Origin of the sequence: Promicromonospora sp. AC04 (assembly GCF_003058225.1) — a bacterium.
Taxonomy (GTDB): Bacteria; Actinomycetota; Actinomycetes; order Actinomycetales; family Cellulomonadaceae; genus Promicromonospora.
This window is the reverse complement of sequence record NZ_QBUG01000011.1, coordinates 200,034-213,563: the sequence shown is the minus strand read 5'-3', so window position 1 is coordinate 213,563 and position 13,530 is coordinate 200,034. Positions and strand designations below refer to the sequence as shown.

Below are 13,530 nucleotides of genomic sequence, written 5' to 3'. Positions count from 1 at the left end.
GCCATGTGGAAATGTGCCCGATGTGTCCACATTGATCAGTGTCGCTCCCGGAGCACGTCCCGCCCGAGCGGTCGCTTCCGTCCTCGCCATGATCCTTGCCATGATTCTTGCCGCGGCCCTTGCGGTCGGTTTGTCCGCGGTGCCCGCCGCCGCGGCCGGCTACACGCTGACCGCGTCCGGCACGTCGACCACCACGGCGGCCACACCGAAGACCCTCTCGGTGGTCTACGAGTACAACGGCGCCCCCAGGGTGAACGCGTCGGTCGCCCTGCAGCGGTACAGCGACGGCGAGTGGGTCCGGATCAGGACGGTGACCACGGGCTCCACCGGCAAGGCGACCGCGTCGGTCAACCCGTCCGTCACCACTACCTACCGGTTCAAGACGACCCGGGCCACGAGCGCGCACCTGAAGATCACAGTGGTGCCGGGCTCCTGGAGCATCGCCGGCTCGGGCAGCGGGCACGGCGTGGGCATGTCGCAGTACGGCGCCTACCAGATGGCGCGCGAGGGCAGCACGACGGCCGAGATCCTGAGCCACTACTACCCGGGCGCGACGGTGAGCACCGCCCCCAACCCGTGGACGACCATCGACGTGCAGGTGCTCGGCAAGGTGGCCGACCCGGCCACCACCACCCTGAGCCTGTCCGCCGGCTCGTGGCGTCTGCTCGACGGCGCCCTGGCGCAGCTCGCCACCGGCACGTCGGCGCGCAAGATCTCGATCGCCCGGACGACGGCGGGCGTCACCGCCAAGGTCACCGAGAACGGCACGGTGGTGCAGACGATCGGCGCCCGCCAGACGCTCTATCTGGAGTGGACGGGCACCGACTACTGGGACGGCGACGCGGGCACCGTGACGGTGTCCGGCGCGCAGGGCAGCTACCGCCACGGCCGGCTGCGGATCACCAGCCCCAACCCGCGGCCCAACGTCGTCAACCAGGTGGTCATCAACGACGAGTACCTCTACGGGCTCGAGGAGATGCCGTCGCTGTGGGGCACGGCCAGCTACGGCGGGGCCGCGGCGCTTCAGGCGCAGGCGATCGTCGCCCGCAACTACGCCATCCTGGACAAGACCGAGGGCCTCAAGGCCTCGTGCGACTGCCACCTCTACGACGACACCAGCAGCCAGAACTACACCGGCTGGAAGAAGGAGGACGGCGAGGCCGGCGACACGTGGCGCGCGGCCGTGGACGCCACCCGGCAGGACGACGCCTCGACCGTCACGGTAGTGCGCAACACGTCCGGCGGTATCGCCGAGACGCCGTACTTCGCGTCGTCGGGCCACGGCGGCGTCTTCTCGGGAACCACCAACAACCAGGACGCGTTCGGCACCACCGCGCAGTCCCACCTCCAGCACGTGGACGACCCGTACTCGGCCGACGCGCCGGGCAACCCGAACAACTCCTGGACGGGGACGCTCACGCAGACGGAGGCGAAGAGCATCTTCGACCTGGCCTGGGCCAAGTCGGTCAAGGTGACCGCGCGCTACTCCAGCGGGCAGATCAAGACCATGGAGGCGGTGTCGGTCCAGGGCACCACGCGCACCCTGACGAAGACTGCCGAGGGCTGGCGCACCACGCTCGGCTTCCGGGGCTCCTGGGCGGACACGGTGACCCCGCAGAAATAATCTCAATTACTTCGGGATGCGCGAGATCGGGATCGCGCAGGGCGAGGACGGCCGCAACCACGTCACCCTCAACGGCGAGATCCTGTTCCTGCTGTCCACGCTCGACCAGGGCTACTGGCCGGACGGCATCTACACCGCGCCGACGGACGATGCGCTCGCGTTCGACCTGGAGCAGCACAAGGAGCTCGGCTTCAACACCGTGCGCAAGCACATCAAGGTGGAGCCGGACCGCTGGTTCTACCACGCCGACCGCCTCGGGCTGCTGGTGTGGCAGGACATGCCGTCGATGAAGCCCGGCCGCCCGCCGGTCGAGGCGCAGGAGCGGTTCGAGCGCGAGCTGCACGAGATGGTCGACCAGAACTCGAGCTGGACCTCGGTGATCGGCTGGGTGCCCTTCAACGAGGGCTGGGGCGAGTGGTTCCAGGAGGCGACCGGGCGGATCGCCCGGGAGGTCAAGGTGCAGGACCCGTCGCGGCTGGTGAACGCGCACTCGGGCGTCAACTGCTGCGACTCGCTGGGGGACAGCGGTGCGGGCGACATCATCGACTGGCACAAGTACGTGGGCCCGGTCCAGCCGGTGCCGGACGCCACGCGCGCCTCGATCGACGGCGAGCACGGCGGGTTCGGCCTCGAGGTGGACGGCCACATGTGGTTCGAGGACGGCCACGCGTACGAGATGACGCCCGACGCCGCCACGCTCACCCGCCGCTACGTCGAGAACCAGGAGGACGTGCTCACCGCGGCCCAGCAGTGCGGCATCAGCGGGTCGATCTACACGCAGATCACGGACGTGGAGCACGAGGTCAACGGCTTCTTCACCTACGACCGGCAGGTCGAGAAGATGGACTTCGGCCAGGTCCGGGACGTGAACGAGTCGATCATCGAGGGCGCGGACGGCACGGGCGGCGAGCCGCCCGTGGTCGACCCGGGCACGCCCGGCCTGGCCGGGGTGCACTCCTGGGGCTTCTCCGAGGGCGCGGGCACCGTGGCGGCGGACGGCGTCGGCGACGCCGACGCGACCCTGACCGGCACCACCTGGGCCGACGGCGTGGCGGGCGGCGGCCTGTCGTTCGACGGCGCCGGCGAGGCCGACACGGGGCGGACCCTGGTGCGCACCGACGGCTCCTACAGCGTCTCGGCGTGGGCGAGGCTGGACGTGGCCGACGGCGGCTTCCAGACCGTGGTCAGCCAGGACACCGGCAGCAACAGCGCGTTCTTCCTGCAGTACTCGGGGCAGGACCAGCGCTGGGCGATGAGCTTCGTGGGCACGCGGGCGCTGTCGCCCACCAAGCCCGTCCCGGGCCAGTGGTACCACCTGACGGGCGTGCGTGACGCGGAGACGGGTGAGCTGTCGCTCTACGTGGACGGAGAGCTCGTGGCCACCAAGGACGTCTGCACGGCGCCCGAGACCGAGGGGTCCCTGGTGATCGGTCGCGGCCAGTACGGCGGCAACGAGGTCGACCACATGCGGGGCGACGTCGACGACGTCCGGGTCTTCGACCGGGCGCTGTCCGCCGCGGAGGTCGCGGAGCTCGCCGCCGGCTGACCCCGCCCGAGCGGCGCCGGGGACGACGACGGCGGTGGGTCACCTCGCAAGGTGACCCACCGCCGTCGGTGATCTCTGCCTGGTCTAAGTCATGGGTCCGGTGGGTTTCCGGCCTGGGTTCAGGCCTGGCCGTGCTCCGCGTGGAGCCGGTCGGTCTCGTCCTGGACATGGGTGGCGACGTCCGCGTAAGCGGACGCGTGTGCGCGTGCGTGGTGGCCGCAGAAGAGCAGCTCGCCCACGGGCAGAACGACGCGCACGTAGGCCTGCGCGCCGCAGCGGTCGCAGCGGTCGAGGGCGGTGAGCGGTTCGGTCGTCAAGGTCGTCACATCTCCATCCAACCATTCGCTCGCGCGGTTCATGCCAGCCCATGTGGCCGGTTCGCTGCGAGCATAGCGGCGTGCCTCACAGTCTTGGACCCCATCCGCCCCCAATTGCGCTGAAAGGGTAATTTCCGTCATGGGGTGAATTCTGTTGTCACACGACCCGTCGTGAGGCGCCTCACCGAGGCTCCTCACCAGCGTTGTCAGTGTCCTCGTCTACGCTGTCGCCGTGACCGCAACGTCCGAGTCGTACACCGCTCGCCATCTGTCCGTCCTCGAGGGTCTCGAGGCGGTCCGTAAGCGTCCCGGAATGTACATCGGGACCACCGACTCCCGTGGCCTGATGCACTGCCTCTGGGAAGTCATCGACAACTCCGTCGACGAGGCCCTGGGCGGCCACGCCACGAAGATCGGCGTCGTGCTGCACGCCGACACCTCGGTGACCGTCTCGGACGACGGGCGCGGCATCCCCGTCGACATCGAGCCCAAGACGGGCCTGACCGGCGTCGAGGTGGTCTACACCAAGCTGCACGCGGGCGGTAAGTTCGGCGGCGGCTCGTACCAGGCGTCCGGCGGCCTGCACGGCGTCGGCGCGTCCGTGGTGAACGCGCTGTCCGCGCGCCTCGACGTCGAGGTGGACCGCGGCGGCAAGACGTACCGCATGACCTTCCACCGTGGCGAGCCGGGGACGTTCTCCGACCCGGCCTCGGGCCCCAGCCCGGACGCGGCGTTCCAGCCCTTCGTGGACCACTCCGAGCTCGGCGTGGTCGGCAAGGTGCCGCGCGGCCGCACCGGCACGCGCGTGCGCTACTGGGCCGACCGGCAGATCTTCCCCAAGTCCGCGGTCTTCAGCTACGACGAGCTGGTCACGCGCGTCCGGCAGACCACGTTCCTGGTGCCGGGCCTCGAGATCGTGGTGCGGGACGAGCGCGGCCTGCCCGGCACGCCGGGCGAGAACGGCCCGCACGAGGAGTCCTTCAAGCACACCGGCGGCGCCGCCGACTTCGTCGAGTTCCTGGCCCCCGACACGCCCGTCACGGCGACGTGGGTGCTGCAGGGGTCGGGCAACTTCACCGAGACCGTCCCGGTGCTGGACGAGCGCGGTCACATGTCCCCGCGCGAGGTGCAGCGCGAGTGCGAGGTCGACATCGCGCTGCGCTGGGGCACGGGCTACGACACCGAGGTGCGCTCGTTCGTCAACATCATCTCGACGCCCAAGGGCGGCACGCACCTGACGGGCTTCGAGCAGGGCCTGCTCAAGGTGATCCGCAAGGGCGTGGAGACCAACGCGCGCAAGCTCAAGGTCTCCACGAAGGACGGCGCCGAGCGCATCGAGAAGGACGACGTGCTCGCGGGCCTCACCGCCGTGGTCACCGTGCGCCTCTCCGAGCCGCAGTTCGAGGGGCAGACCAAGGAGGTGCTGGGCACCGGCCCGGTGCGCCAGATCGTCTCCCGGGTGGTCGAGAAGGAGATCCAGGCGCGGCTGACCTCCCCCAAGCGCGACGAGAAGACGCAGGCCTCGCTGCTGCTCGACAAGATCGTCGCCGAGATGCGCGCGCGCATCACGGCCCGCAAGCAGAAGGAGATCTCGCGCCGCAAGAACGCGCTGGAGACCTCCTCGCTGCCGGCCAAGCTGGCGGACTGCCGCTCGAACGACGTGGACCGCTCCGAGCTGTTCATCGTCGAGGGCGACAGCGCGCTCGGCACCGCGAAGCTTGCGCGCTCCAGCGACTTCCAGGCGCTGCTGCCGATTCGCGGCAAGATCCTGAACGTCCAGAAGGCGTCGATCAGCGACATGCTCCGCAACGCGGAGTGCGCGGCGATCATCCAGGTGCTCGGCGCGGGCTCCGGCCGGTCCTTCGACATCGAGGCCGCGCGCTACGGCAAGATCATCATGATGACCGACGCCGACGTGGACGGCGCGCACATCCGCACCCTCCTGCTGACCCTCTTCTACCGCTACATGAAGCCGATGGTGGAGGCCGGGCGCGTGTTCGCGGCTGTCCCGCCGCTGCACCGCGTCGAGGTGATCGGCAACGGCCGGCGCAAGAACGAGTACATCTACACGTACTCGGAGGCCGAGCTGGGCACCACGCTCAAGAAGCTCGACAAGGCGGGGCGTCGCTACAAGCCGGACATCCAGCGGTACAAGGGCCTGGGCGAGATGGACGCCGACCAGCTTGCGGAGACCACCATGGACCCGAGGCACCGCACGCTCCGACGCGTCACGGCGGAGCATGCCGAGGCCGCCGAGCGGGCGTTCGAGCTGCTGATGGGCACCGACGTGGCTCCCCGCAAGGAGTTCCTCATCGCGGGCGCGGCGGAGCTGGACCGCTCCCGGATCGACGCCTGACCTGCGGGTGAGCCGAGACGGTCCGTCGGGGTTCCGTCTCGCCGTCCCCGATCGCGCGGGCGTGGGCCCGGAGCCAGGCGAAGCGCGCCTGCGACGCCGTCGGGGTGGCATGGCGTTCCCGCCGGGAGCGAACCGCCGGCTGAGGCGTTCAGGAGCCCGGCGTCCGAGCCGCTCGGCGTCCGGGCCGCCCGGCGCCTGAGACGGCGGCGCCCCGCGGCGCGCGCCAACCTAGACTCGCGAGCGTGAACACGACTTCTCGCCGCCCGTTCCGGACCCTCGGCTCGGCGGCCACCGCCCTCTTCGTCGCCGGGCTGCTCGCGGCCTGCGGTGGCCCGGCCGCCGACCCGGAGCCGATGGTCTCGGCGACCCTGAGCCAGCAGTCGGACGCCGCCAGCCCATCGCCGTCCGACGGCGATGCGCAGAAGCCGGGGGCGGACACCTTCAGCTACGCCGGGCGGACCGGCTCGACCGCCCTGGAGCTGCTGCTCGAGGCGGACCCGTCCGCCGAGGTCACGGGTGAGGGCGAGAACGCATTCGTGACGGCGATCGGTGGCCGCGCGGCGGACGACTCGAAGAAGGAGTTCTGGTCGCTGTCCGTGGACGGCGAGCCCGCGCAGGTCGGTGCTGGGACACTGGAGACCGAGGACGGTCAGGAGATCACGTGGACGATCGAGACGTACTGACGCCGTCGGGCGACCGGCGCGACCTCACGGTCCGGGAGCTGGCCCACCGCTGGTGGCGGCCGGCGACAGTGGTGCTGGTGCTGACCGCCGCGGTGCTGTGGCGGCTGGTCGCGCCCGGGCTGGGCGCGCCCCCGAACCTCGAGATCGCCACCGCGGCGACATTCCTCGCAGTGCTCCTGCTGCGCAACCGGTGGGCGGCAGTGGTGCCGTTCGCCGTGGTCGCCGTGAGCGACGCGGTGCTCGGCAACACGCAGATCATGTGGTTCACCTGGTCGGCGTGGGCGGTGGTGGGCGCGGGCGCGATCCTCGCGCGGCACCTCAGGGGGCCAAGCCGGTACGCGGCCGCGCTCGGTGTGGGCGTGGCCGGCTCGCTGTGGTTCTTCGCCTGGACCAACTTCGGCGTGTGGCTGATGGACGGGCTGTACCCGTCGACCCTGGACGGGCTGCTCGCGAGCTACGTGGCGGGACTGCCGTTCCTGCGCACCATGCTGCTGGGCAACCTGGTGCTGGTGCCGCTCGCCGCCGTCGTCGCCGGCCTGGTGGAGCGCGCGGAGGCGAGCGCGTTGACGGCCCCCGCCCCCGCCAAGGGCTGAGCAGGCCCACGGATCGCTGAGTTCGGTCGGTTGCACCGAGATCGGCCCATCGATGGACCGATCTCGGTGCAACCGACCGATCTCGACGCAGTCTGCTGACAGCGGACCGATCTCGACGCAGTCCGGTGACAGCGGACCGAACTGGACGATGTCCGGTGACAACGGACCGAGCTCAGCGACGCCTGGTGACAGCGGACCGTGCTCGGCGGTGCCGACGGACCTGACCGGTCATCGCGCGGAACAGGGCCGGACCCTATTGTCCGGATGCTATTGCGGTTAGAGTCAGTAGTGGCCCGCTCGCGGGCCCGGGCACTCAACGCCGAGTGCCCGGGGACCTCACCGAGGAGATCCGATGCCGCTCGACACCGATTCGCACGCCCAGTCCGCGTCCCGCATCCCCGCTTCCGGCCGACGTCGGACACCCGGACGCCGCGCTCGGCTCCACTGGACCGCCGTCGCCGCGGCCCTGACGACGCTGGCGCTACCCGCCGTGGCCGCCGTCCCGGCCGCCACGGCGTCCGATCTCTCCGCCCTGTCCGGGCATGCCGCTGCGGCGCCCGGGCTCTCCGCCGCGTCCGGACTCTCCGCTGCGTCCGGGCAGGCTTCCGCCGCGTCCGGGCAGGCCTCTGCCGCGTCGGGGCAGGCCGCTGCCGCGTCCGGACTTTCCGCCGCGGCGTCCGACATGCTCGACGTGCCCGTGGTGCCCGGCCAGGCCGTGGCGGTCGACGACTTCTACACCCCGCCCGACCCGCTGCCGGACGGAGCGGACGGCGAGGTGGTCCGGTGGCGCGAGGAGCCGCGGCAGCTCAGCGCCCGCAACTACCTGGTGATGTACCACTCGACGAACGCGACCGGGCGGGACATCCCCGTGACCGGGCGGGTGCTGGTGCCCACCACGCCGTGGCGGGGCGAGGGCCCGCGGCCGATCGTGTCCGTGGCGAGCGGGACGCGCGGCGTCGGCGACACGTGCGCGCCGTCGCGCTGGCTGGACTACGAGCGGCCCTTCATCGAGCCGATGCTGCTGGCCGGCTGGGCCGTCGTGGTGACCGATTACGAGGGGCTCGGCACGCCGGGCGGGCACACGTACGTCGTCGGGCAGTCGGAGGGGCGGGCCGTCATCGACGTGGTGCGCGCCGCCACGAACCTGCCCGCCACCGGGCTGCAGGCCGGTGGCAAGGTCGCCTTCTCGGGCTACTCGCAGGGCGGCGGGGGCGCTATGTGGGCGGGCGAGCTGCAGCCCACCTATGCGCCGGAGCTGGACCTGGTCGGCGTCGCGGCGGGTGGCGTGCCCGCCGACCTCAGCGAGGTCGCCGAGGGTCTCGACGGGCAGGTCGGGTTCGGGTTCCTCCTGTTCGCGGCCTACGGGCTCGACGCCGCCTACCCCGAGCTGGACCTCGAGTCGTACCTCAACGAGCGCGGGCGGGAGACGTTCGAGCGGGAGAAGGATGCCTGCGTGGACGCGACGCTCGCGCACGCGTTCCAGAACATCGGGATGTTCACGACGACCGACCCGCTGCAGTCGCCGCAGTGGCAGGCGCGGCTCGACGAGAACCGGCTCGGGGCCAACCCGCCGGACGTGCCGATCCGCCTCTTCCACGGGACGCTCGACGAGATCGTCGCGCCGGGCCAGGCCCGGACGCTGCGGGACGAGTACTGCGCCGCCGGCGCGGACGTCCAGTGGGAGTGGCACCTCGGGGAGCACGTCTCGACGATGGTGACCGGGGCGCCCGGTGTCGTCGCGTTCCTCGACCGGAGGTTCAAGGACCGTCCGTTCCTGGTCCACTGCTGAGCGGGACTGCACTGCTGAGCGCATGCACGGCTGAGGGCGTGGGAAGCCGCAGCACCACCGGGTGAAATACCTGGTGAGGGGCACTTTCTGTGCGAACGACGACGGGCCAGGCGCGACGCGCCGGGCCCGTCGTCGTCGCGTCGTGAGTCGTTCGTCAGCCGTTCACACCTAGGTCGCTGCCCGGTTAGTCCGATTGATGACGATTGCGGTGCACGAGCGAGACCGTCCGCGACGCACGAGCGAGAGGTTCAGTCATGGCAAACATCAGTGTGACCTTCGGGCAGATGGAAGATGCTGCCCAGCGTATGAAGCAGGAGTCGGACGACATGCAGGCGAAGCTGGACCAGCTGCGCACGATGGTGGACAACCTGGTCCAGGACGGTTACGTGACGGACAAGTCGTCCAAGCGGTTCGACGAGTCGTACAAGGAGCTCGACAAGGGTGGCAAGCAGATCATGGAGGGTCTCACGGGTATCGGTGAGTACCTGAAGCAGGCCGCCGACGCGCTCCGCAAGACCGACGAAGAACTCGCCAACGCGCTGAACAAGTAATCGCGATGGCTGATCTGGTAGTCACCAAGGAGGTTCTCGAGGACTCCGCCAGGGATCTCAAGGCGATCAACGACGAGTTCAAGAACATGTCGAAGCTCTGGGACGGCGGCGCGATCTGGGGCCACGAGGTCCTGAAGAGCGCCATGGACGACTTCATCGACGACTGGTGGGTCAAGCGGGAGAAGCTCCAGCAGCAGCTCGACAACCTCACCAAGAAGATGGACGAGGCGGCGAAGACCTGGACCGACACCGAGGACCAGCTGGCCTCGACCTTCGACCAGAAGTAGGACGCCCCGCCGCCACCCGGGCAGCAGCCACCGCTATGTGACAGCAGCAGAAGAGGAGACGGATGAGCGCCGCCCGCATGGGGGAATGGTCACTGGTCGACCACGACTCGGACCCGGTCCCGGCTGATCCCTCGGAGCTGGACGAGGTCATCGCCCACTACAAGAAGATCTCCGAGGCGATGACCGAGCAGGCGGCCCTGCTCAAGAGGATCGGCGACGGCGACGTCCGTCTCCTCAAGGGACAGTCCGCGGACGCCATGCGCAAGCGCGCCCGGGAGAGCGCAGGGGCCCTCGACAAGGCGGCCGGCCGGTACGCAGACGTGCACTCGGCGCTCGACACCTACGAGCCGTCGCTGACCACTGCCCGGACCGACACGTGGAACGCCCTGACCGATGCGGAGAAGGCCAACCGCGAGCTCCAGAGCGCGGAGGGCATGCCGGACCCGGTCAACGCGACCAGGCCGGACGACGCCCCGCCGCTGACCGACAAGGAGAAGACCGCGTCGTCGGACCGCGAGGCGGCGATCAACACCGCAGGCTCCGGCATCGCGGCGGCCAAGCAGAAGGTGGCCGGCGCCCTCGAGGCGCTCAGGCTCGCCGCCGAGACCGCCGCCGCCAAGATCCGGGAGAACTGGAAGGTCGACGGGCTGCACACCTCGGGCTGGGACGCCTTCGTGCACCGGCTCAACAAGTTCCTCAAGGCGCTGGTCGAGATCCTGACGTACATCGGGCTGGCGCTCGCCGTGCTTGCGATCCTGATCCCCGGGCTGAACGTCATCGCGCTCATCGGTATCGGGGTCGCCGTGGTCTCCGTGGTCGCGAGCTTCATCCTGGCCGCCCAGGGCGAGGGCAGCTGGCTCGGCGTCATCCTCGGTGTGCTGAGCCTCGTGGGGATCGGCATCGCGGCGAAGATCGCGAGCAAGCTCAAGGGCATCCAGGGGCTCGGCCTGACGAAGGCCGGGCCGGTGCAGCTGAACCTGGCGAAGGACAAGATCGGCACTCTCGCGTTCGCGCTTCGCAACCTGACCCCGGCCGCGCGTGATGGGGTCAGGGACGCGTTGTTCAAGGCCGTCGGCAACTTCCGGAGCATGGGGGACTTCCTGCTCAAGACACGAGTCAGTCCCGGTTGGTGGCACATCTTCAAGAATCCGAAGTGGGTCCTCAAGGAGGACTGGAGCCGCCTCACGAAGGCCTGGCCCAAGGGCGACTACCGCTGGGACCGCCTGATCGGTATCAGCGACATCAGGGACGTGAACAAGATCGCGAGCAATCTCGGGCTGCTCGGGAACATCTACCGGATCAAGCCGTGGATGTACGTCGGGCCGATCGCCTACACGATCGGCTGGTTCGGCCGCCCGTTCAGCATGATGAACCCGTCGATCCTGAACCCGAACGACCCGCGGAAGAACAACGACGGCTGGCACGACGCGAACTACTCCGGCCTCACCGGGGAGAACCCGGTCTGATGGCGGCGAACGGATGGACCTGGCTGGTCGACGAGCCCGAGGGCTGGCTGCTCGTCCCCACGACCGATGCACTGCCGTCCGAGCTGCTCGCGACGTGGGAGCGGGAGATCACCGAGGTGATCCGCGCTTCGTTCGACGACGCCCCCGAGGAACAGGCCGACGACGAGACCGGCGAGGCGCTGAACGCGCTGCGTGAGCGCGTCGCCGTGGCCTCCGTGGCCAACCTGCGCGCCTTCGCCGACGGCGTGATCGACGCCGGCGCCGTCGTCGCCGCCACCTTCCGAGTGCCCGACTCGGCGCCCGTGCCCGTGCTCGTCACGGTCGGCATCGAGCCGCCCGACGACCCCGGTGACCACCTCATGACCGCGCTCGGCGCCACCGGCGGCCACTCCGTCGCGCCGCCCAAGATCGAGCACGTCGACCTGCCGGACGGGGACGGGATGCGCGTGACCCGCCTGGACCTGGACCCGGAGACCGGCGGCGCGTGGGTGAGCGTGTGCCTCGGCCGGCGCACCGAGCACCCGGACGCCGTCGTCGACACCGTGCTGCAGTGGCGGTCCCAGGATCTGCTGCAGGGCCCGGCCATGACCGAGCTGCTCGACGAGCTGTTGCCGGCCGTTAGCATCACCAGGAGCGCACCGTGACCGATCCGACCGCGACCGATCCGACCGCGACCGATCAGACCGCGACCGATCCGACCGCGACCGATCCGACCGCGACCGATCCGACCGCGACCGATCCGACCGCGACCGATCAGACCACTGCCGACCCGGCCGTGGGCGGCCGGCCGACCGACGCCTGGGCTCTCCTGCTCCCACCCGGCTGGGTCCGCTTCCCGACCGGTGAGGAGCACCTTCGCGACCTGGACGAGGCCATCGAGGAGGTCGTCGCACGCGCCCTGCCCGACGACCTGCCGCGCGACTCGGCCGAACCGCACCGGCGCATGCTCGCCGACGGCCTGCGCTCGACGCTCGCCGACGCGCGCGCCGCCGGAGCCGGGGCGGTGTACCTGCCCACGGAGCCGATGAACGGCGTGATCATCCCCGGGTCGCTCACCGAGCTGGAGCTGGTCAGCGATCCGGGCAGCAACCCGCTCGAGGTGGTCTCGGAGGTCCTGGCCGACGGCTACGAGGAGAGCGAGCTCGTCGAGATCGACGGCCGGCCCGGCGTACGCGTCGTCGAGACCACCCTCGACGCGCACCCCGACGGCGATCTCCCCGAGGTGTCGACCCGCCAGGTCGTGTACGTCGTGTCCCGCGACCAGGCCGACGGCGAGTGGCTGATCCTCTCGTTCAGCACCGTCTGGAACAGCGCGGAGGGCGAGAAGCTCGCCGAGGCGCTGGTCTTCTTCTTCGACGCGGTGATGACCACCTTCCGGTGGGCCGGCCCCGGCGCGAACCCCCTGAACTTTTGAGTGAGTTCCGGGCTGCGGCGGCGCCGCCGTCGGCCACGGCGCGAGCTGCGGCCGGCGGCGTCGGCCAAAGATACGGGATATCACGTACGGCGCGCCCGCTACCTGCGGAATCGCGGCGCCTTGGCGCCGCGCGAGGCCGGACCGCGGGGGCGCGGAGGCGCGGTTCTCCGGCTGAGGAATTCATCCCGATGTGTCCGATTCGTGTACGGTCGTCACGTTCCGACGGACTACTGGAAGAGGACCGCGATCATGGCAAACATCAGTGTGACCTTCGGGCAGATGGAAGATGCTGCCCAGCGTATGAAGCAGGAGTCGGACGACATGCAGGCGAAGCTGGACCAGCTGCGCACCATGGTCGACAACCTGGTCCAGGACGGCTACGTGACGGACAAGTCGTCCAAGCGGTTCGACGAGTCGTACAAGGAGCTCGACAAGGGTGGCAAGCAGATCATGGAGGGCCTGACGGGTATCGGTGAGTACCTGAAGCAGGCCGCCGACGCGCTCCGCAAGACCGACGAAGAGCTTGCCAACGCACTGAACAAGTGACGCCATGTCTGACCTGATAGTCACCTCGGAGGTCATCGACGAGGGCGCCAAGCAGCTCAAGCTCGTCATCGACGAGCTCAAGAACATGGACGCCATGTGGGACGGCGGCGACATCTGGGGTCACAAGACGGTGGATGGCGCGATGGACGACTTCATCAGCAGCTGGTGGGTCAAGCGGGAGAAGCTCACGGGCAACCTCGAGGACCTCCAGGAAAAGATGGAGCAGTCCGCGGAGACCTGGAACAACACCGAGACCGAGCTGGACAACTCGCTCAAGCCCGAATAGGCCACCGAGGTCGAGCTGGACAGCTTGCTCGAGACCCGACGGGCTCCGAGGGCAGACCCGAGAACGTAGAAG

14 protein-coding genes are annotated in these 13,530 nt (G+C 69.9%); 13 read left to right on the top strand and 1 reads right to left on the bottom strand.

Annotation, left to right across the window (positions count from 1 at the left end; genetic code table 11):
- Positions 1 to 88: 88 nt before the first annotated feature.
- Together C8K30_RS25365 and C8K30_RS25360 are read left to right on the top strand one after the other, a co-directional pair.
- Complete coding sequence (locus C8K30_RS25365; RefSeq protein ID WP_108495672.1) at positions 89 to 1,624, top strand: SpoIID/LytB domain-containing protein; 1,536 nt, start codon at positions 89 to 91, stop codon at positions 1,622 to 1,624.
- Between the two features lie 16 nt (positions 1,625 to 1,640).
- Positions 1,641 to 3,170, top strand: a complete 1,530-nt coding sequence (locus C8K30_RS25360; RefSeq protein WP_233257441.1) for a LamG domain-containing protein — start codon at positions 1,641 to 1,643, stop codon at positions 3,168 to 3,170.
- A 119-nt stretch (positions 3,171 to 3,289) separates the two neighbouring features.
- On the opposite strand, the gene C8K30_RS25355 is transcribed toward C8K30_RS25360, so the two are convergent.
- Entirely contained in the window at positions 3,290 to 3,496 is a 207-nt protein-coding gene (locus C8K30_RS25355; RefSeq protein WP_020014335.1) for a hypothetical protein, read from the bottom strand.
- Positions 3,497 to 3,719: 223 nt separating this feature from the next.
- On the opposite strand from C8K30_RS25355, the gene C8K30_RS25350 reads away from it, so the two are divergent.
- From C8K30_RS25350 to C8K30_RS25300, 11 genes are all read left to right on the top strand, one after another.
- A complete protein-coding gene (locus C8K30_RS25350) occupies positions 3,720 to 5,843 on the top strand; it encodes a type IIA DNA topoisomerase subunit B (RefSeq protein ID WP_108495671.1) in 2,124 nt (707 codons plus the stop codon).
- Positions 5,844 to 6,085: 242 nt separating this feature from the next.
- A complete protein-coding gene (locus C8K30_RS25345) occupies positions 6,086 to 6,526 on the top strand; it encodes a DUF4430 domain-containing protein (protein WP_108495670.1) in 441 nt (146 codons plus the stop codon).
- A complete protein-coding gene (locus C8K30_RS25340) occupies positions 6,505 to 7,119 on the top strand; it encodes a DUF6580 family putative transport protein (protein ID WP_233257440.1) in 615 nt (204 codons plus the stop codon). The genes C8K30_RS25345 and C8K30_RS25340 overlap by 22 nt, the downstream gene beginning before the upstream one ends.
- 352 nt (positions 7,120 to 7,471) lie before the next feature.
- Complete coding sequence (locus C8K30_RS25335) at positions 7,472 to 8,908, top strand: lipase family protein (protein WP_199230694.1); 1,437 nt, start codon at positions 7,472 to 7,474, stop codon at positions 8,906 to 8,908.
- 254 nt (positions 8,909 to 9,162) lie between these two features.
- Positions 9,163 to 9,459 (top strand): WXG100 family type VII secretion target, encoded by a 297-nt coding sequence (locus C8K30_RS25330; RefSeq protein ID WP_108495666.1) that lies wholly within the window; start codon positions 9,163 to 9,165, stop codon positions 9,457 to 9,459.
- Between the two features lie 5 nt (positions 9,460 to 9,464).
- The gene (locus C8K30_RS25325; protein ID WP_108495669.1) at positions 9,465 to 9,746 is read left to right on the top strand and encodes a hypothetical protein; all 282 of its coding nucleotides are present in this window, start codon (positions 9,465 to 9,467) and stop codon (positions 9,744 to 9,746) included.
- Positions 9,747 to 9,808: 62 nt separating this feature from the next.
- A complete protein-coding gene (locus C8K30_RS25320; protein WP_108495668.1) occupies positions 9,809 to 11,212 on the top strand; it encodes a hypothetical protein in 1,404 nt (467 codons plus the stop codon).
- Positions 11,212 to 11,856: a hypothetical protein gene (locus C8K30_RS25315; RefSeq protein ID WP_108495667.1), complete on the top strand. Its 645-nt coding sequence runs from the start codon at positions 11,212 to 11,214 to the stop codon at positions 11,854 to 11,856. The genes C8K30_RS25320 and C8K30_RS25315 overlap by 1 nt, the downstream gene beginning before the upstream one ends.
- Complete coding sequence (locus tag C8K30_RS25310; RefSeq protein ID WP_233257439.1) at positions 11,853 to 12,626, top strand: hypothetical protein; 774 nt, start codon at positions 11,853 to 11,855, stop codon at positions 12,624 to 12,626. The genes C8K30_RS25315 and C8K30_RS25310 overlap by 4 nt, the downstream gene beginning before the upstream one ends.
- A gap of 249 nt (positions 12,627 to 12,875) precedes the next feature.
- Positions 12,876 to 13,172 carry a WXG100 family type VII secretion target gene (locus C8K30_RS25305; RefSeq protein WP_108495666.1) on the top strand — a complete coding sequence of 99 codons (297 nt, stop codon included), beginning with the start codon at positions 12,876 to 12,878 and terminating at the stop codon, positions 13,170 to 13,172.
- Between the two features lie 4 nt (positions 13,173 to 13,176).
- Positions 13,177 to 13,458, top strand: coding sequence for a hypothetical protein (locus tag C8K30_RS25300; protein WP_108495665.1), 282 nt, complete (start codon positions 13,177 to 13,179; stop codon positions 13,456 to 13,458).
- Positions 13,459 to 13,530 lie beyond the last annotated feature (72 nt).